This window comes from Mycobacterium sp. (assembly GCF_046091765.1).
GTDB lineage: Bacteria > Actinomycetota > Actinomycetes > Mycobacteriales > Mycobacteriaceae > Mycobacterium.
The window spans coordinates 1-19,147 of sequence record NZ_JBJTCF010000091.1; the positions used below are offsets into that span (position 1 = coordinate 1).

Annotated in this window: 16 protein-coding genes; 7 read left to right on the plus strand and 9 right to left on the minus strand. The window is 69.5% G+C overall.

Translation table 11 applies throughout. The features are described 5' to 3' along the window. The 7 genes from ACKOB8_RS09745 to ACKOB8_RS09775 all read right to left on the minus strand — a co-directional run. Positions 1 to 299, minus strand: a 299-nt coding sequence (locus tag ACKOB8_RS09745) for a metal-sulfur cluster assembly factor (RefSeq protein WP_526377013.1), incomplete at its 3' end; no start/stop codon positions are given. After that, positions 296 to 742 carry a Fe-S cluster assembly sulfur transfer protein SufU gene (sufU, locus tag ACKOB8_RS09750; protein ID WP_526377014.1) on the minus strand — a complete coding sequence of 149 codons (447 nt, stop codon included), beginning with the start codon at positions 740 to 742 and terminating at the stop codon, positions 296 to 298. The genes sufU and ACKOB8_RS09745, both read right to left, overlap by 4 nt. Further along, on the minus strand, positions 743 to 2,005 hold the full coding sequence (locus tag ACKOB8_RS09755; RefSeq protein WP_526377015.1) for a cysteine desulfurase: 1,263 nt from the start codon (positions 2,003 to 2,005) through the stop codon (positions 743 to 745). It abuts the gene before it with no gap. 2 nt (positions 2,006 to 2,007) lie between these two features. Next, complete coding sequence (gene sufC / locus ACKOB8_RS09760) at positions 2,008 to 2,775, minus strand: Fe-S cluster assembly ATPase SufC (protein WP_526377016.1); 768 nt, start codon at positions 2,773 to 2,775, stop codon at positions 2,008 to 2,010. Next, entirely contained in the window at positions 2,772 to 3,956 is a 1,185-nt protein-coding gene (gene sufD / locus ACKOB8_RS09765) for a Fe-S cluster assembly protein SufD (protein ID WP_526377017.1), read from the minus strand. The genes sufC and sufD overlap by 4 nt, the downstream gene beginning before the upstream one ends. Beyond that, positions 3,956 to 7,600: a Fe-S cluster assembly protein SufB gene (gene sufB / locus ACKOB8_RS09770; RefSeq protein WP_526377018.1), complete on the minus strand. Its 3,645-nt coding sequence runs from the start codon at positions 7,598 to 7,600 to the stop codon at positions 3,956 to 3,958. The genes sufD and sufB overlap by 1 nt, the downstream gene beginning before the upstream one ends. Beyond that, positions 7,597 to 8,364, minus strand: coding sequence for a helix-turn-helix transcriptional regulator (locus ACKOB8_RS09775; RefSeq protein ID WP_526377019.1), 768 nt, complete (start codon positions 8,362 to 8,364; stop codon positions 7,597 to 7,599). Before ACKOB8_RS09775 ends, sufB begins: the two co-directional genes overlap by 4 nt. 104 nt (positions 8,365 to 8,468) lie before the next feature. On the opposite strand from ACKOB8_RS09775, the gene mptB reads away from it, so the two are divergent. The 4 genes from mptB to ACKOB8_RS09795 are packed head-to-tail and all read left to right on the plus strand — an operon-like array spanning position 8,469 to position 12,870. Then, complete coding sequence (mptB, locus tag ACKOB8_RS09780; protein ID WP_526377020.1) at positions 8,469 to 10,199, plus strand: polyprenol phosphomannose-dependent alpha 1,6 mannosyltransferase MptB; 1,731 nt, start codon at positions 8,469 to 8,471, stop codon at positions 10,197 to 10,199. Then, the gene (locus ACKOB8_RS09785) at positions 10,196 to 11,122 is read left to right on the plus strand and encodes an ABC transporter ATP-binding protein (RefSeq protein ID WP_526377021.1); all 927 of its coding nucleotides are present in this window, start codon (positions 10,196 to 10,198) and stop codon (positions 11,120 to 11,122) included. Before mptB ends, ACKOB8_RS09785 begins: the two co-directional genes overlap by 4 nt. Before the next feature lie 59 nt (positions 11,123 to 11,181). Then, entirely contained in the window at positions 11,182 to 11,901 is a 720-nt protein-coding gene (locus ACKOB8_RS09790; protein WP_526377053.1) for an ABC transporter permease, read from the plus strand. Positions 11,902 to 11,958: 57 nt separating this feature from the next. Further along, entirely contained in the window at positions 11,959 to 12,870 is a 912-nt protein-coding gene (locus tag ACKOB8_RS09795; protein ID WP_526377054.1) for a COX15/CtaA family protein, read from the plus strand. Here the strand turns inward: ACKOB8_RS09795 and ACKOB8_RS09800 are convergent. Then, the gene (locus tag ACKOB8_RS09800; protein ID WP_526377022.1) at positions 12,820 to 13,758 is read right to left on the minus strand and encodes an ATP-grasp domain-containing protein; all 939 of its coding nucleotides are present in this window, start codon (positions 13,756 to 13,758) and stop codon (positions 12,820 to 12,822) included. The genes ACKOB8_RS09795 and ACKOB8_RS09800 overlap by 51 nt on opposite strands. 48 nt (positions 13,759 to 13,806) lie before the next feature. On the opposite strand from ACKOB8_RS09800, the gene ACKOB8_RS09805 reads away from it, so the two are divergent. Beyond that, positions 13,807 to 14,784 carry a quinone oxidoreductase family protein gene (locus ACKOB8_RS09805; protein ID WP_526377055.1) on the plus strand — a complete coding sequence of 326 codons (978 nt, stop codon included), beginning with the start codon at positions 13,807 to 13,809 and terminating at the stop codon, positions 14,782 to 14,784. Here the strand turns inward: ACKOB8_RS09805 and ACKOB8_RS09810 are convergent. Further along, positions 14,781 to 15,740 carry a heme o synthase gene (locus tag ACKOB8_RS09810; RefSeq protein WP_526377023.1) on the minus strand — a complete coding sequence of 320 codons (960 nt, stop codon included), beginning with the start codon at positions 15,738 to 15,740 and terminating at the stop codon, positions 14,781 to 14,783. The genes ACKOB8_RS09805 and ACKOB8_RS09810 overlap by 4 nt on opposite strands. Positions 15,741 to 15,913: 173 nt before the next feature. On the opposite strand from ACKOB8_RS09810, the gene tkt reads away from it, so the two are divergent. Both tkt and tal read left to right on the plus strand, forming a co-directional pair. Next, the gene (tkt, locus tag ACKOB8_RS09815; RefSeq protein WP_526377024.1) at positions 15,914 to 18,004 is read left to right on the plus strand and encodes a transketolase; all 2,091 of its coding nucleotides are present in this window, start codon (positions 15,914 to 15,916) and stop codon (positions 18,002 to 18,004) included. Positions 18,005 to 18,030: 26 nt separating this feature from the next. Next, positions 18,031 to 19,146: a transaldolase gene (gene tal / locus ACKOB8_RS09820; RefSeq protein WP_526377025.1), complete on the plus strand. Its 1,116-nt coding sequence runs from the start codon at positions 18,031 to 18,033 to the stop codon at positions 19,144 to 19,146. Position 19,147: the final 1 nt, after the last annotated feature.

Here is a 19,147-nt window from a genome sequence, read left to right on the forward strand (position 1 = left end):
TCGGTGATCTTGTCCGGGCCCCACGGGGGATTCCACACCCAGTTGATCTTCACCTCGTTGACCAGCCCCGCACCCACCAGCGCGCCCAGCGTCTGGTCCTCGATCACGTCGGTGAGCGGGCAGGCCGCCGATGTCAGCGTCATGTCGATCAGCGCCACGGTTCGGCCTTCGTTCTTCTCCAGGTCGATTCCGTACACCAGACCCAGGTCCACGACATTGATCCCGAGTTCGGGGTCGACCACGTCGTGCATGGCCTCCTCGACGTCGGCCAGCAGGTCATCCGAGGCCGTCTCGCTCATCTCTTCTCCTTCGCCGCAACCCGCAGTACCGCGTCCTTGAATGCCATCCAGCCCAGCAGCGCGCACTTCACCCGGGCCGGATAGCGGGCCACCCCGGCGAAGGCGACGGCATCGCCGAGAACGTCCTCGTCGCCCTCGACAGTCCCCCGGGAGGAGATCATCTCGGTGAACTCCGTCACGGTCTTGAGCGCGTCGCCCACTGTCTGTCCGATCACCAGGTCGGTCAGCACCGACGTGGCGGCCTGGCTGATCGAGCAGCCCTGCCCGTCGTAGGAGACGTCGGTGACGCGGTCACCGGAGAGGGCAACCCTGAGGGTCACCTCGTCGCCGCACACGGGGTTGGAGTGACGTACCTCAGCGTCGAACGGCTCCCGCAGTCCCCGGTGGTGGGGACGCTTGTAGTGATCGAGGATCACGTCCTGATAGATCTGCTCCAGTCGCACTCAGCGGTCCCCGAAGAAGTCGACGGCGCGACGAACCCCGGCGATGAGCCGGCGCACCTCGTCATGCGTGTTGTACACCGCGAACGACGCCCGGACCGTGGCCGCAACGCCGAACCGGCGATGTAGCGGGGCGGCACAGTGGTGACCGACGCGCACGGCCACTCCGTCGTCATCGAGCACCTGACCGACGTCGTGGGCGTGCACGCCGTCGACGACGAAGGCCACCGGCGAGCGCCGAACAGCCGGATCGGCCGGACCGATGATACGAACCTCGGGAATCTCGGCAAGCCCCTGCAGGGTCGCACCGACCAGGCCCTGCTCGTGCCCCTGCACGGCGGTCATACCGATCGCATCGAGGTACGTCGCGGCCGCGGCCAATCCGACAACCTGCGAGATCATCTGGGTGCCGGCCTCGAATCGCTGGGGCGGTGCGGCGTAGGTGGCCGACTCCATGGTGACGGTCTCGATCATCGACCCGCCGGTCAGAAACGGTGGTAGCGCCGCGAGTAGATCAGCCCGTCCATACAGTGCCCCGATACCGGTCGGGCCGAGCATCTTGTGGCCGGAGAACGCGGCGAAGTCGACGTCCAGTGACGGCAGGTCGACCGGCTGATGCGGCACCGACTGGCAGGCGTCCAGCACGGTCAGCGCACCGACAGATTTCGCCCTGCGGACCAGCTCCGCCACCGGGGCTCCGGTACCGGTGACGTTGGAGTGATGGGTGAAGGCGACGACTTTGGTCCGCTCGTCGAGGACGAGTGAATCGAGGTCGATATCGCCGTCGGCGGTGACGCCGTACCAGCGCAGCGTGGCCCCGGTGCGCCGGGCGAGTTCCTGCCACGGGATGAGGTTGGCGTGGTGCTCGAGCTCGGTGGTGACGATGACGTCACCGGGACCGAGGGCTCCGTGGAACCGGTCATCCCCCAGCACGTAGGACACCAGGTTGAGCGCTTCGGTGGCGTTCTTGGTGAACACGAGTTCACCCTCCGCGGCCCCGACGAAGGCGGCGATCTCGGCCCGGCCCTGTTCGAACGCGTCGGTGGCCTCCTCCATGAGCTGGTGCGCCCCGCGGTGCACCGCGCCGTTGGAGGTGGTCAGGAAATGCCGCTCGGCGTCCAGCACCGACAACGGCTTCTGGGAGGTCGCGCCGGAGTCCAGGTACGCCAGCGGCTGCCCGCCGCGCATCACCCGGTTCAGGATCGGGAAGTCGGCCCGGATGCGGTCCAGGTCGAGCCCGGCATCCACCGAAACGCTCACCGCCATCGCTAGGACGCCGCTCCCGCGCGGGTGAACCGCTCGTAGCCGTTCTCCTCGAGTTCGTCGGCCAGTTCCGGGCCGCCCGACTCGACGATGCGCCCGTCGACGAACACGTGCACGAATTGCGGGTGGATGTAGCGCAGGATCCGGGTGTAGTGCGTGATCAGCAGCACGCCGGCGTCTTCGGCCTCGGCGTAACGGTTGACGCCTTCACTGACCACCCGCAGCGCATCCACATCCAGACCGGAGTCGGTCTCATCGAGAATGGCGATCCTCGGCTTGAGCAGTCCCAGCTGGAGAATCTCGTGGCGCTTCTTCTCGCCACCGGAGAAACCCTCGTTGACACTGCGTTCGGCGAACTGGGGATCGATGTCGAGGTCGGCCATGGCGGCTTTGACCTCTTTGACCCACTGCCGCAGCTTGGGCGCCTCCCCGCGGACCGCGGTCGCGGCCGTGCGCAGGAAGTTCGACATGGACACTCCGGGAACCTCGACCGGATACTGCATCGCCAGGAACAGTCCGGCCCGGGCGCGCTCGTCAACGCTCATCTCCAGCACGTCCTCGCCGTCGAGGGTGATCGAGCCGGACGTCACGGTGTACTTGGGGTGCCCGGCGATGGCGTAGGACAGCGTCGACTTGCCCGAGCCGTTGGGACCCATGACGGCATGGACCTCCCCGGACCGCACCGTCAGGTTGACACCCTTGAGGATCTCCTTCTGCGAGTCGTCGGCGCTGGTGACGCTGACGTGCAGATCCTTGATTTCCAATGTGCTCATGCGGTCCTCGATTCGGTGATGGACAGCTCTTTCTCGATGGCGTCGGTGAGACGCTCGCGGACCTGCTCGATCCCGATCTTGGAGATGATCTCGCCGAAGAACCCGCGCACCACCAGGCGGCGGGCCAGGTCCTCGGGGATCCCGCGCGATCGCAGATAGAACAGCTGCTCGTCGTCGAAGCGGCCGGTGGCGCTGGCGTGCCCCGCACCGAGGATCTCCCCGGTCTCGATCTCCAGGTTGGGCACCGAATCCGCGCGGGCGCCGTCGGTCAGCACCAGGTTGCGGTTGACCTCGAAGGTGTCGGTGCCGCTGGCCTCGGCGCGGATCAGGACGTCGCCCACCCACACGGTGCGGGCATCAGGCTTGCCACTGGCCGGGTCACCCTGCAGCGCCCCCTTGTAGAGGACGTTGGACCGGCAGTTGGGCCGAGCGTGGTCGATCAGCAGCCTCGACTCCAGGTGCTGTCCGGCGTCGGCGAAGTACAGGCCGAGCAGTTCGGCATCGCCGCCGACGCCGTCGAAGCGCACCGTCGCCGACAACCGCACCAGGTCCCCGCCGAGCATGACGGCCACGTGGCGCAGCACGGCATCCTTGCCCAGCCGGGCGTGGTGAGCGCTGACGTGCACCATGTCGTCATCCCAGTCGGCGAGCCAGACCGCGGTCAGGCGGGCGGCGTCCGCGACGACGAATTCGACATTGTCGGCGTAGGTTCCGCCGCCCCGCAGGTCCACGACGACCACCGCGTCGGCGAGTTCGTCGACGCGGACCTGAAGATGCCCGTAGCCGATCCGCCCCGCACCGGGACCGGTCACGGTGACATCGATCGGCTCCGCGGTGTGCACCCCCCGGCCGACCGTGACGACGGTGGCGGTGTCGTAGGCCGAGAACGCCTGGGCGGCAACGCGGTCGGCGGGAATCCCGCCCTGGCCCAGCCGCGGGTCATCGTGGCCGACGGTCTCGACGGTGACACCGTCGTGCTCCGAAACGGAAATGAGCGCCGCGGCGTCGGGCGTGGCCGAGCCGTCGTGCAGTCCGCGCAGCCGACGCAGCGGGGTGAAGCGCCAGAGCTCGTCGCGGCCGCCGGGAACCTCGAAGGCGTCGACGTCGAACGAGGCGAACTGTTCGCCCTTGTTGGCGCCGGTGAGCGGTGATCCCTCGACCGCCTCGGTGAGATTGCCCATCAGCCGACCGCGCCTTCCATCTGCAACTCGATCAGCCGGTTGAGTTCCAGCGCGTACTCCATCGGGAGCTCCTTGGCGATCGGTTCGACGAACCCGCGGACCACCATCGCCATCGCCTCGTCCTCGGTCAGGCCGCGGCTCATCAGATAGAACATCTGATCCTCGCTGACCTTGGAGACGGTGGCCTCGTGCCCCATCGTCACGTCGTCCTCTCGGATGTCGACGTAGGGGTAGGTGTCGCTGCGGCTGACGGTGTCGACCAGCAGGGCGTCGCACTTCACGCTCGAGCGTGAACCCGCAGCGCCCTTGTTCACCTGCACCAGCCCGCGGTAGGAGGCCCGGCCGCCGCCGCGGGCCACCGACTTCGAGACGATGTTGCTCGACGTGTTGGGCGCCAGATGCAGCATCTTCGCGCCGGTGTCCTGGTGCTGGCCCTCGCCGGCGAAGGCCAGCGAGAGCACCTCGCCCTTGGCGTGCTCGCCGGTCATCCAGACCGCCGGGTACTTCATCGTCACCTTGGAGCCGATGTTGCCGTCGATCCACTCCATCGTGGCCCCCGCTTCGGCGCGGGCGCGCTTGGTGACGAGGTTGTAGACGTTGTTGGACCAGTTCTGGATCGTCGTGTACCGCACCCGCGCATGGGGTTTGACGATGATCTCGACGACCGCCGAATGCAGCGAGTCGCTCTTGTAAATGGGTGCAGTGCAGTTGTGGACCGCGAATCCGTACGCGAGGTAGCTGTCCGGCGCCTCCACGTCGAGGTTGTACACCGGTTCGCGAACGTTCCGTACGGCTCGCTTGCGAATCGGAACCGCGAAGTGGTCGCCGCAGTCGCGGGCCAGTTTCGGACCCCGGCCACCCTCGTTCCACCGCACTTGGTAGAGGTCGTGGTGGACGCCATCGCGGCCCATGACGGTGCCGGGGCCTCCCCGGCGGCGCAGTTCGACCGTGGCGAAGTGGCCCAGACGGGCCAGGATGGACTGCAGCTGGAACGCCCACACCCGTGAGGTGGTGTGCACCCGCTTCCATTCCGCACCGGCGCGCTTGGTCACGTTGCCGTCACCGTTGACGTAGGAATCAACGAGTTCGCGCAGGAAGATCTCGTCCTGGCGCATCAGCGTGTCCGACAGCCGCTTGTTCGCCGAACCAACGCCGACGTGGTGCCGCATCGCCGCGTACCCGGCCCTGGTGTAGACGGTGACGCGCGCCGAATGCTTCTGCTCTTCGATCAGCACCGAACCGGACGTCTCGTACAGCGATTTGCAGGCCTGCCGGACTTCCTCGGCGTAGTCGAACTCGTCGCTGTGGAAGGAGAAGACCAGCGATTCGCGATTGTCGGTCAGTGTGGCATGGCCTTCAGCCAGGTAATAGCCGGCAAGCCGGGCGAACTCCAACGGCAGGACGGTCTTGTGCGGCTGCGGCTTTGGCTTCGGGTAGATCAGGAAGTCGCCCTCGGCCACGTCCTTGGCGGCGACCCAGCGGGGTTCGGCGGCCCGCAGCTTCGCGGAGTCGACCTCGGGCAGCCACCCGTTGCGGGGTCTGCGCCGGACCAGGACCTCATCGCGTGGCACGACAAGAACGGGGTGCTCGGCGGTGACCGAGAACATGTTCGCCGGCGACACCGGCGTGAACGTGAAGAGTTCACCGTTGAGGTCACGCATCTGGACCGCGGTAACCCGGTGTGGGCGTCCGTCGTGACCGACGACTCGGTCGCCGACCCGGATCGACTCGATCGGACGGAGATCCCCGTCGGCGGTCGTGATCAACTCACCGGCCGGCAGGCAGCCCTCGACGTAGTGCACGTACGAACCCTCGTCGGCGATGATCAGCGTCCGCTCGAACTGCCCCATGTTCTCGGTGTTGATCCGGAAGTAGGCCTGCAGCGGGATGTCGACGTGCACACCCGGGGGCACGTAGATGAAGGACCCGCCCGACCACACCGCGGTGTTGAGTGCGGAGAACTTGTTGTCGCCGGCCGGGATCACCGTGCCGAAGTACTGCTTGAAGACCTCCGGATGCTCCTTGAGACCGGTATCGGTGTCCAAGAAGATGACACCCTGGGCCTCAAGATCCTCGCGGATCTGGTGGTAAACCACCTCTGAGTTGTGCACCACCAGACCCTCGGCGAGAAAGTTGTGCGGGCCGTCGACTTCGATGTCGTAGACCGGTTCGACCTCGTGCGGCTGTACCGACGTCACCCGCTCGAAGCCAAGCCACTGGTTGGTGTGGGCTCGAAGGGTCGTGCCCCGGGCGCCGCCTGAGGAGTGGGCGTAAGCGCGTCGGCCGAATCGACTCGTCCGCTTCGGATTGCGGCATCCGAGCCGTTCGAAATCCCCGGAAATACCGAGGCGCCAGGCAGTTTGGATTCGCTCTGGTGCGTGGCGGTACGGCTGGACGAGGGACCACGGGCCGCCGGGCCGGAGCCCGCACAGTTCGGTGAGCTCGCGGCCCTGGCGGATCAGCGTCTCATTGGCTGACGTGAGTATGACCGCGCCGCTGCGTTCGGGGCGAACGTAGCCGTCAGCGTCGACCCAGCCGCCGAGGAAAGCCAGCCTGTGGTCGACCGGAGTCGAGTAGACCCAGTCCGGAATCCGCTTCGTCAAAGACAGCCCGGCAAAGCCCAGTTCGACCAACCACTCCGTCAGAGCCTTGGAGTTGACCACCACCCGGTACTCGTCGGCCTCGATGCAGCGCAGGCCGAACAGTTCCCCGATGACCCGGGACAGCTCAGCCCGAAGGTCGGTGTCCGTCGCGGGGATGGCGAACTGCACCCGGTAGGTCCGCGTCGACAGATGCAGATTCCCGTCGCCGATGTACAAACCCAGCAGCCACATCAGATCGACCGTGCTCTCGGCGGGACTGCGCAGCCCCTCTACCGACGGCAGCCGGGCGGGAACGCCGAAGTCGGGGATCTGCCGCGGCACCGCGATGAAATCCCCCGGGGCGATCTCTCCGACGGTGACCCAGCGCCGTGCGTAGCGGGCTCGCTGCCGGCCAGGCTTCCGCTCGTCGCGCAGCACCAGCAGGGGGTGGTTGTCCGTCGCCCGGAGACTGTGGCGCGCCGTGGCCACCGTGTAGGTCTGCTTGGTGTCGGTCTGGGCGGCTGACTTGACCGGGACCACAACGAAGCGTTCGTAGGTCTCGTCGTAGGCGAAAACACTGTCGCCCCGGACGATCTCCTTGATCGGGATCTGGCCGCGATTGGCGGTCCACACCAGGGTGTCGCCGGCCAGGCACTCATACTGGGCGGCCACGCCGGCCACCAGACGCTGCTTCTCCGCCTCCGGGATACCCAGCCGGTCGTAGGTCCGCTTGATGTCGTCGGGTAGTTCCTCCCAGGACGCCGCCTGCTTCTCGGTGGAGCGCACGAAGTACTTGATGTTGTCGAAGTCGATGCCCCCCAGGTTGGATCCCCAGTTCGGCATCGGCTTCTTGTCGAACGTGCGCAGCGCCCGCAGTCGCACGTCGAGCATCCACTCGGGTTCGTTCTTCTTCGCCGAGATGTCCCGCACGACCGCCTCGGACAGGCCGCGCTTCGCGCTGGCGCCGGCGTCGTCGGAATCCGCCCAGCCGTAGCCGTATCGGCCCAGCGAGGCGATGGTCTCCTCCTGGGTGAGCGGCTGGGTCTCCGGGGTGGTCGTCATGCCGACGCTCCTTTGCCTGGGGTGTCTTTGTCTGGGGCGTCTTGCGGGGTGTCCTGCGGGATGTCAGGGCGCTGAACCTGCAGCGGTACGTGGGTCGTGCAGGCGCAGTCGCCGTTGACGATCGAGGCGAGCAGTTGCACGTGCGTGCCGACGACGTCGGAGATGGCCTGCTGCTCGGCCTCGCACAGCTCCGGGAACTCCTCGGCGACATGGGAGACCGGGCAGTGGTGCTGACAGATCTCGATGCCCTGGATGGGGCCGCCCACCCGGGTGGCGGTCGTCGCGTAGCCGGCCCGGGTCAGCGCGTCGGCGACCCGGTCGGCCGCCGCCTCCACGGCGCGGTCCTCCTGCGACTGCGCCGCGGGCACCCCGGCCAGGATCGCGTCGACGCGGCGGCGGGCGAAGGCGCGGACCGCCTCGTCTCCGCCGAGCTCGCGGAGCTGGCGCATCGCGGCCACGGCCAGGTCGTCGTAGCTGTGTTCCAGCTTCTCCCGGCCGGCCGGGGTCAGCCGGAAGCGCTTGGCGGGCCGGCCCCGACCCGTCTGCTGCCAGGCGGCCGCCGGGGTCGCCTCGGCGTCGCCCCCGTCCACCAGCGCATCGAGGTGCCGTCGCACCCCGGCCGCCGAGATCCCCAGCCGACGGCCGACCTCGGCCGCCGTCGTCGAGCCGGACTCCAGCAGCAGGCGCACGATCGCGCGGCGCGTGCGGCCTTCCTGCGCCGACGCGGACACCGGCACCGCAGAGTCCTCGGCCGCGATTTTCACAACACCAGTGTGACGCAATTCGGCGGCGGGGTCTAGCAAGGCCACCCTCACTCGGCCGGGCAGGCGTGCGGCGGGCGCGGCGTGGACGAAGTTAGAGTTCAGTCGTGGCTGCCCGCCAGCTCTCCCTGAGTACGTCCATGAGTACGTCCATCGCCAGCTGGCACGGCGACGAGCGGACCGTCGGATCGCCGCTCAACGCGCCCGAACTCCGCGCGATGCGGCGCACCAGGCTGTTTGGCGCCGCCGGGACGGTGCTGATGGGAATCGGGGCCCTCGGTGCCGGCGCCCGGCCGGTGATCCAGGACCCCACCTTCGGTGTGCGCCTGCTCAACCTGCCCTCCCGGATCCAGACCGTCTCGCTGACGATGACGACCACGGGCGCGGTGATGATGACCCTGGCCTGGTTGATGCTGGGCCGCTTCGCCCTCGGCCCGCGCCGGATGTCGCGCAGCCAGCTGGACCGGACCCTGCTGCTGTGGATGCTGCCGCTGCTCGTCGCGCCCCCGATGTACAGCAAGGACGTCTACTCCTACCTCGCCCAGAGCGAGATCGCCCGCAACGGCCTCGACCCCTACCGGGTCGGTCCGGCACCCGGACTCGGTCTCGACCACGTGTTCACCGCCTCGGTCCCGAGCCTGTGGCGGGAAACCCCGGCGCCCTACGGGCCGCTGTTCCTGTGGATCGGCGAGGGGATCTCGGCGCTCACCGGGCAGAACATCGTCGCGGCGGTGCTCTGCCACCGGGTCGTGGTGCTCGTCGGGGTCGGTCTGATCGTCTGGGCGGTGCCCCGGCTGGCCCGGCGCTGCGGTGTCGCCGAGGTGACCGCGCTGTGGCTGGGCGCGGCCAACCCGCTGCTGCTGATGCACCTGGTCGCCGGGATCCACAACGAGGCGCTGATGCTCGGCCTGATGCTGACCGGCACCGAGCTTGCGCTGCGCGGCATCGACAGCGACCGGCCACTGGTGCCCCGCCGGCCGCGCTGGCCGCACACCGCGGCCCAGTGGTCGGCGTGGCTGCCGCTGACGCTGCTGGTGGCCGGCACCGCGCTGATCACGCTGTCCTCGCAGGTCAAACTGCCCGGACTGCTGGCGCTGGGGTTCACCGCGATGGCACTGGCCCACCGCTGGGGCGGAACCTTCAGGGCCTTCTTGTCCTCGGCCGCGCTGACCGGGTCGCTGGCGCTGGCGGTGATGGCCCTCATCGGCTGGGCCAGCGGTCTGGGATTCGGCTGGCTGTTCACCCTGGGCACCGCGAACGTGGTGCGCAGCTGGATGTCCCCGCCGACCCTGCTGGCGCTGGCCACCGGCCAGATCGGGATTCTGCTCGGGCTGGGCGACCACACCACCGCGGTGCTGGCACTGACCCGCGCCATCGGCGTGCTGATCATCGCCGTGGTGGTGAGCTGGCTGCTGCTGGCCGTGCTGCGCGGACGGCTGAACCCGGTCGGCGGTCTGGGCGTCGCACTGGGCGCCACCGTGCTGCTGTTCCCGGTCGTGCAGCCGTGGTATCTGCTGTGGGCCATCATCCCGCTGGCGGCCTGGGCGACGCGGCCCCGGTTCCGCGTTGCGGTGATCGTGGTCACGCTGGTCGTCGGCATCTTCGGCCCCACCGCCAACGGCGACCGGTTCGCCCTGTTCCAGATCCTCGACGCCACGCTGGCCAGCGCCGTCATCACCGTGCTGCTGATCGCGCTGACCTTCAACCGGTTGCCCTGGCGCTACGTGCCGGGCACCGACGAGCGCTACAGCGGGCAGCGGCCCGATCCGCAACCGCTGAACGATCAGCGGCCGGCGGCGGCCAGCCCCGCCCCCGGTGCGTACGCGGAGTCCCCATGACGACGCCGGTCGCGGTCCGCATGCGGGGGGTGTCGAAGCACTACGGCTCCACCGCGGCGGTGTGCGATCTGGATCTGGAGGTGCATCAGGCCGAGGTTTTCGCACTGCTCGGGCCCAACGGTGCCGGAAAGACGACGACCGTCGAGATGTGCGAGGGATTCGTCCGGCCCGACAGCGGTTCCATCGAGGTGCTCGGCCTGGATCCCCGCGCCGACAACGCCCGGTTGCGCTCCCGCATCGGAGTGATGCTCCAGGGCGGCGGCGGCTATCCCGCCGCCCGGGCCGCCGAACTGCTGAACCTGATCGCCGCCTACTCCGCCGATCCCCTGGATCCCGCCTGGCTGCTCGACACCCTCGGGCTCACCGATGCGGCGAAAACCACCTACCGCCGGCTCTCCGGCGGCCAGCAGCAGCGGCTCGCGCTGGCCTGCGCCATCGTCGGCCGACCCGAGTTGGTGTTCCTCGACGAACCGACCGCGGGTATGGACGCCCACGCCCGGCTGGTGGTCTGGGACCTCATCAGCGCGCTGCGCCGCGACGGCGTCACCGTGGTGCTGACCACCCACCAGCTCCAGGAGGCCGAGCACCTCGCCGACCGGATCGTGATCATCGACCGCGGCGCGCAGGTCGCCGCCGGGACTCCCGCGGAGCTGATGCGCAACGGCGCCGAGGACCAGTTGAGGTTCACCGCCGCCCCGCGGCTGGACCTCTCCCTGCTGACCTCGGCGCTGCCGGAGGGCTATCGGGCCAGCGAGCGCACACCGGGCGAGTACCTGGTGGAGGGCCGGATCGACCCGCAGGTGCTGGCGACGGTCACGGCCTGGTGCGCGCGGCTGAACATCATGGCCAACGACGTCCGCGTCGAGCAGCGCAGCCTCGAGGACGTCTTCCTCGACCTGACCGGCCGGGAGTTACGGCCGTGAGCGCCCTGTTCCCCGCCGGCACCTTCACCCCCGACCCCCGCCCCAGCGGGGTTCCGGAGATGCTGGCCGCCCAGTACCGCCTCGACGTGAAACTGTTGTTGCGCAACGGCGAGCAACTGCTGCTGACGATGTTCATCCCGATCATGCTGCTGATCGGACTCACCCTGCTGCCGCTGGGATCGTTCGGCGAGCGACGGGTCGACGTGTTCGTGCCCGCCATCATGGCGATCGCCGTCACCTCCACCGCGTTCACCGGACAGGCGATCGCGGTGGCGTTCGACCGCCGCTACGGCGCCTTGAAGCGACTGGGTGCGACCGCGCTGCCGGTGTGGTGCATCATCGCCGGCAAGTCCCTGGCGGTGGTCAGTGTCGTTCTGCTGCAGATGATCCTGCTGGGCGGCATCGGTTACGCCCTCGGCTGGCGACCACAGCTGAGCGGTGTTCTGCTCGGCGGGGCGGTCGTCGCCCTGGGCACCGCGGTGTTCGCCGCGATGGGACTGCTGCTCGGCGGCACGCTGCGCGCCGAGATCGTGCTGGCTCTGGGCAATCTGCTGTGGTTCGTCTTCGCGGGGCTGGGCGCACTCACCCTGGAGACCGGCACCATCCCGGCCGCGCTGTCCTGGTTCGCGCGGTTGACCCCGTCGGGCGCGCTGACCGAGGCGCTCTCGCGGGCCGTCGGCGGGGCCGCGCCCGCGGTCGACGGGTTCGGCATCGCCGTATTGCTCGCCTGGGGCGCCGTGTCCGCACTCGCCGCGCTGCGCTGGTTCCGCTTCACCTGACCTACCATCGGTCACGTGACGACCGTGGGGCTCACCCAGCTGGTGGACCGGCTGCCGATGCCCAGCCTGCGCACCCAGCGACTGGTCGCCGGTGCGGTCGTGCTCACCCAGGCCGGGATCGCGGTCACCGGCGCGATCGTGCGGGTCACCGCCTCCGGGCTGGGATGCCCGACCTGGCCGCAGTGCTTCCCGGGCAGTTTCGTCCCGGTGCCGCACGCCGAGGTCCCGATCATCCACCAGGCCGTCGAATTCGGGAACCGGCTGCTGACCTTCGCCGTCGTCCTGACCGCGATCCTGGCCGTGGTCACCGTCACCCGCGCGCGGCGCCGCCGCGAGGTCATCGTCTACGCCTGGCTGATGCCGGCCTCGACGGTGCTCCAGGCGGTCATCGGCGGCATCACCGTGCTGACCGGGCTGCTGTGGTGGACGGTGGCGATCCACCTGCTGGTGTCGATGGCGATGGTGTGGCTGGCCACCCTGCTCTACGTCAAGGTCGGCGAACCCGACGGCGGCACCGTGCGGCCGACCGTCCCGAATCAGTTGCGGCAGTTGACTTTTCTGTCGGCTCTTGCCCTGTCGGCAACCCTGGTCACCGGCACCATGGTCACCGGCGCCGGCCCGCACGCCGGCGACAAGAGTCCCGAGCGAGTGGTTCCGCGGCTGCAGATCGAGATCGTCACCCTCGCCCACGCGCACTCCACGCTGCTGATCGGCTACCTCAGCCTGCTGATCGGACTGGGCGCGGGGCTGCTGGCCGTCGGCGCCCCGCAAGCGGTCCGGCGGCGGCTGGCGGTGCTCGTCGGCCTGGTCGTCGTGCAGGGCCTGATCGGCGCGGTGCAGTTCCGCACCGGAGTCCCGGCGGCCCTGGTGGCCCTGCACGTCGCCGGCGCCGCGGCCTGCACCGTCGCGACGGCCGCGCTATGGGCGTCGACGCGACAACGGGCCAAGCCCCAGGCGCTCGAGGGCTGACTCCACCTCCAGGGCGAACCGGCGCTGCTGGGCGGCGCGCGTCTTCGCATCGAGTTGCCGCCAGCCGAGCGAGGGTTCGATGAGTTCCAACTCGAGCAGCACCGGATTCTGTGGGCTGCCGATCAGGTCGACCCGCGCGTAGAGCAGCTCGCCAACGCCGATGCCCAGCCGCGCGCAGGCGGCCTCCAGCGCGGCGTGCCCGAGGTCCCACAGCTCGAAGTCGGGTTCGGCCGCAGCCAAGCTTTCGGTCGCGTAGGTGCCCGAACCGTCGAGCGCGGGTTGCTCACCCCGCGGCGGCAGCATCGGCCCCTTGGTGAAGGCGTGCGACTGGCGCCCGCCGAGGAACACCAGCGCCGTCTCGCCGTTCTCGACCCGGGCGTCGTAGGGCTGGACCAAGGCGGTCCGGCCGCTGTGCTGCAGCGCCTGCGCATGTGCCCGGGCCGCACCGGCGTCGCTGAACCGCAGGGTGTCCACCGCACCCGCTCCCACCGACGGCTTCACCACCACTTCGCCGCGAGGAACGCGAACCGCCGCACCCGGCGGAAAGAACGCCGACCGCACGGTGGGCACCCCCGCTGCGGCGAGGTCGCCCAGGTAGGCCTTGTCGCTGTTCCAGGCCACCACCGCGGGCGCGTTCACCAGATTCGCCACCCGCCCCGACCAGGCCAGGAACTCCTCGCGCCGCTGGGCGTAGTCCCACGTCGCGCGCAGGATCACCAGGTCGGCTTCCTCGGTCGCCGGGTCGTCCCAGGCCATCCAGCGGGCATGCAGACCGCGGCGGCGCAGCGCGGCGACCAGTCCGGCGTCATCGCCGTCGCCGTCGACCAACCGGCGGCAGCCGGCCAGCACGATGCGCGGATGAAAGACGTCCGGCCGGGCCGCCTTCATCGAGACGTTGCTCGGCTGTATCGGGCCACGGAGGCGATGATAGTGACCATGCACGCGGTCGAAGTCGCCGAGACGGGCGGTCCCGAGGTTCTGCGCTCTGTCACCCGACCCACGCCCTCCCCCGGGCCCGGCGAGGTCCTGATCCGTGCCGACGCCATCGGCGTGAACTACATCGACACCTACTTCCGCTCCGGGCTCTACCCGCGCGCACTGCCGTTCGTGGTCGGCACCGAAGTGTGCGGCACGGTGGCCGGTCTCGGGGACGGCGTGGAGGTGCTCAACGAGGGCGACCGCGTTGTCACCGCCAGCGCGGTGGGTGCCTACGCCGAATACTGCACGGCGCCCGCGGATTTCGTCGCCTACGTGCCCGACGTGGTCCAGTCCGACACGATCGCCTCCGCGCTGCTCAAGGGGATGACCGCGCACTATCTACTCAAGTCGGTCCACGCCGTGCAGCCGGGGGACTTCGTGCTGGTCCACGCCGGCGCGGGCGGGGTCGGGCTGATCCTCACCCAGTGGGCCACCGGTCTGGGCGCGCGGGTGATCACGACCGCCTCAACGCCGGAGAAAGCTGAACTGTCCCGCCGGGCCGGTGCCGTCGAGGTGCTCGACTATCCGGGCGAAGCGCCCGAATTCGCCGGGCGGGTGCGCGACATCGCCCCGGACGGCGTCGCCGTGGTGTACGACGGGGTGGGAAAGTCGACCTTCGATGCCAGCCTGGCCAGCCTGGCGGTGCGCGGCACGCTCGCGCTCTTCGGCGCTTCCAGCGGCCCCGTCCCCCCCGTCGACCCGCAGCGACTCAACGCGGCCGGCTCGGTGTTCCTGACCCGGCCCAGCCTCACCCACTTCACCCGCACTGCGGACGAGTTCTCCTGGCGTGCCGGCGAACTGATGGACGCGATCGCCGACGGATCGATCGTCATCACGGTGGGCGGGCACTATCCGCTGGGCGAGGCCCGCCGTGCCCACGAGGACCTGCAGGCCCGGCGCACCGTGGGCTCTGTGGTGCTGTTGCCCGAGGGCTAACCGAACGGCAGCGGCAGCATGGGCAGCGCCGCGACCGAATCCACCGCCAGCGCGCAGAACAGCGCGGACAGGTAGTTGTTGGACTGCAGGAACAGGCGCAACGGCTTGACCGCGTCGCCGCGGCGCACGCCGGCCTGCAGGCGGTAGGCCTGGGTCAAAAACCACGCCCCGGCCAGCACCGCCACAGCGGCGTAGAGCCACCCGGTGGCCGGGATCAGCGCCAGGGTGGCCACCACGGTGAGCCAGGTGTAGACCACGATCTGGCGGGCGACCTGGCGCTCGGTGGCCACCACCGGCAGCATCGGGATCCCGGCGGCGCGGTAGTCGTCCTTGTAGCGCATCGCCAGCGCCCAGGTGTGCGGGGGCGTCCAGAAGAAGATGACGGCGAACATCACCAGCGCGGGCCAGCCGATCGTCCCGGTCGCCGCCGACCACCCGATCATCACCGGCATGCACCCGGCCGCCCCGCCCCACACCACGTTCTGCGGTGTGCGGCGTTTGAGCAGCAGGGTGTAGACCAGGACGTAGAACGCGATGGTGGCCGCAGCCAGGTGCGCCGAGAGCAGGTTGGTGGTCCACCACAGCCAGAAGAACGACCCCACCGACAGGGCGAGCCCGAACACCAGCGCGTGGCTGCGGGGCACCGCCGCCCGGGCCAGCGGACGCCCGGCGGTGCGTTTCATGACCTTGTCGATGTCAGCGTCGGCCACGCAGTTGAGGGTGTTCGCGCCACCGGCGGCCAGCATGCCCCCGAACAGCGTGTTGAGGATGAGCAGCAGGTCGACGTCGCCCCGGTCGGCGAGCAGCATCGCCGGGATCGTGGTGACCAGCAGCAGTTCGATGACCCGAGGCTTGGTCAGGGCCAGATACCCCGCCAGCGTCCGGCCGAGCCGACTGGACCGATTCCGTCTCGCGGGGGCGGCGTCGTCGCGGACGCGGCCTTCGCGAATGTTCACGGAATCAACTCCTCACCGACAGCCCGACGTCAACCGCCCCGTGTCTAGTACACAGGATGGTAGTCCGGCGTGCTTCCGATTCGGTACTGCAGGCTCGATTCCCGGCATTAGGGTGAGCACAAGGGCTTCCACCAGCCCGGCCAGCCTGCCGATCCGACGCCAGGAGCGAGTTCGTGACCACCCTTGAGGAAATCTCCGCGCTGACCCGGCCGCACTACCCGGACGACTGGAGTGAGCTGGACTCGCAGGCCGTGGACACGGTCCGGGTGCTGGCCGCCGATGCCGTGCAGAAGGTCGGCAACGGACACCCCGGAACGGCGATGAGCCTGGCACCGCTGGCCTACACGCTGTTCCAGCGGGTCATGCGGCACGATCCCGCCGACACCGGCTGGCTGGGCCGGGACCGGTTCGTGCTGTCCTGCGGACACAGCAGCCTGACCCTTTACCTGCAGCTCTACCTCGGCGGCTTCGGCCTGGAGCTCTCCGACATCGAGGCCCTGCGCACCTGGGGCTCGCTGACCCCCGGTCACCCGGAGTTCCGGCACACCCGGGGCGTGGAGATCACCACCGGACCGCTCGGCCAGGGTCTGGCCTCCGCGGTGGGGATGGCCATGGCGTCGCGCTACGAACGGGGCCTCTTCGACCCCGACGCCGCCCCGGGCGCCAGCCCGTTCGACCACTACATCTACGTCATCGCCTCCGACGGCGACATCGAGGAGGGCGTCACCAGCGAGGCGTCCTCGCTGGCCGGCACCCAGCAGCTGGGCAACCTGATCGTGTTCTGGGACGACAACGAGATCTCCATCGAGCACGACACCCGCATCGCACTGTCCGAGGACACCCCGGCCCGCTACGCGGCCTACGGCTGGCACGTGCAGGTGGTGGAGGGCGGCGAGAACGTCGCGGGCATCGAGGAGGCGGTGCGGGCCGCACAGCGGGTCACCGACAAGCCGTCGTTCATCGCGTTGCGCACGATCATCGGCTACCCCGCACCCACCAAGATGAACACCGGCGGGGTGCACGGGTCCGCACTGGGCGCCGAGGAGGTCGCCGCGACCAAGAAGGTGCTCGGATTCGACCCGGACAGGAACTTCGAGGTTCGCGACGAGGTCATCGCGCACACCCGCAAACTGCTCGACCGGGGCGCCGAGGCGCACCGCGAATGGCAGCGGGGGTTCGACGCCTGGGCCGGGCGCGAACCGGACCGCAAGGCGCTACTGGATCGCCTGCTGGCCGGCCGGCTGCCCGACGGCTGGGACGACAACCTGCCGCGCTGGGAGCCCGGCTCCAAGGCGGTGGCCACCCGGGCCGCGTCCGGGGAGGTGCTCTCGGCGATCGGGCCGAAGCTGCCCGAGCTGTGGGGCGGCTCCGCCGATCTGGCCGGCAGCAACAACACCACCATGAAGGGCGTGAAGTCCTTCGGCCCGCCGTCGATCTCCACCGAGGACTGGGACGCCAGCTGGTACGGGCGCACCCTGCACTTCGGAATCCGCGAGCATGCCATGGGCGCGATCCTGTCCGGGATCGTGCTGCACGGCCCGACCCGCGCCTACGGCGGCACGTTCCTGCAGTTCGCCGACTACATGCGGCCGGCGGTTCGACTGGCCGCCCTGATGGACATCGACCCGATCTACGTCTGGACGCACGACTCGATCGGCCTCGGCGAGGACGGCCCGACCCACCAGCCCATCGAACATCTCGCCGCGCTGCGGGCGATCCCGAACCTGTCGGTGGTGCGACCGGCCGACCCGAACGAGACCGCCTTCGCCTGGCGCACGATCCTGTCCCGCGGGGCGGCCAGCGGGCCGGTCGGCCTGATCCTGACCCGCCAGGGCGTCCCCGTGCTGGAGGGCACCAGCAGCGACGGTGTCGCCCGCGGCGGATACGTGCTCGGCGGCTCGGACGCGGCCGACGCCGACGTCATCATCATCGCCACCGGTTCGGAGGTGCAGCTGGCGGTCGCGGCCGCCGGCATCCTGGCCGAGCGGGACATCCGGGCCAGCGTGGTCTCGATGCCCTGCGTCGAGTGGTTCGAGTCGCAGCCTCAGCAGTACCGCGACAGCGTGTTGCCGCCCGGCGTTCCCGCCCGGGTCGCGGTGGAGGCCGGTATCGCGCAGAGTTGGTACAAGTACGTCGGCGACACCGGGGAGATCATCTCGATCGAGCATTACGGAGCCTCCGCCGACGACAAGACGCTGTTCCGCGAGTTCGGGTTCACCCCGGAGGCGGTAGTGGCGGCCGCAGAACGAGCGATCGACAACTAGTTTCCAACACTCACCAGGAGAACACCATGACCCAGAACCCCCATCTCGCGGCGCTCTCCGCGGCGGGTGTGTCCGTGTGGCTCGACGACCTGTCCCGCGACCGGCTGCGCTCGGGAAACCTCCAGCAGCTCATCGACACCCGCAGCGTCGTCGGCGTCACCACCAACCCGTCCATCTTCCAGGCCGCGCTGTCCACAGGCACCGCCTACGACGCCCAGGTCGCGGAGTTGGCCGAACGCGGGGCCGATGTCGACGCGACCATCCGCACCGTCACCACCGACGACGTCCGGGAGGCGTGTGACGTGCTGCGGCCGCAGTGGGAGGCCTCCAGCGGCATCGACGGTCGGGTCTCGATCGAGGTCGATCCGCGACTGGCGCACGACACCGACAAGACGATCTTGCAGGCCATCGAATTGTGGAAGATCGTCGACCGGCCCAACCTGCTGATCAAGATCCCCGCCACACTGGCCGGCCTGCCGGCCATCACCGCCGTCCTCGCCGAGGGGATCTCGGTGAACGTCACGCTGATCTTCTCCGTCGACCGGCATCGCGCCGTGATGGACGCCTACCTCGCCGGGCTGGAAGCCGCCCGGCAGGCCGGACACGATCTGTCCACGATCCACTCGGTCGCTTCGTTTTTCGTCTCCCGGGTGGACACCGAGATCGACAAGCGCCTGGAGAAGATCGGCTCCGCCGAGGCGCTGGCACTGCGCGGCCAGGCCGGTGTCGCCAACGCCCGTCTGGCCTACGCGGCATACCAGGAGGTGTTCGGCGGCACGCGGTTCGCGGCGCTGGCGGACGCCGGAGCACGGGTGCAGCGCCCGCTGTGGGCATCCACCGGGGTCAAGAATCCGGACTACTCCGACACCCTCTACGTCACCGAACTGGTGGCCCGCGACACGGTCAACACCATGCCGGAGAAGACCCTCGAGGCGGTCGCCGACCACGGCACCGTCACCGGGGACACCGTCTCCGGCACGGCCACCGCGGCGCAGGCGGTGTTCGACTCGCTGTCGGCGGCCGGGATCGACCTCGCCGACGTGTTCACCCTTCTCGAGGACGACGGCGTGGAGAAGTTCGAGAAGTCCTGGCAGGAGCTGCTCGACGCGACCCAGGACCAGTTGACCGCCGCCGCGAAGTGAG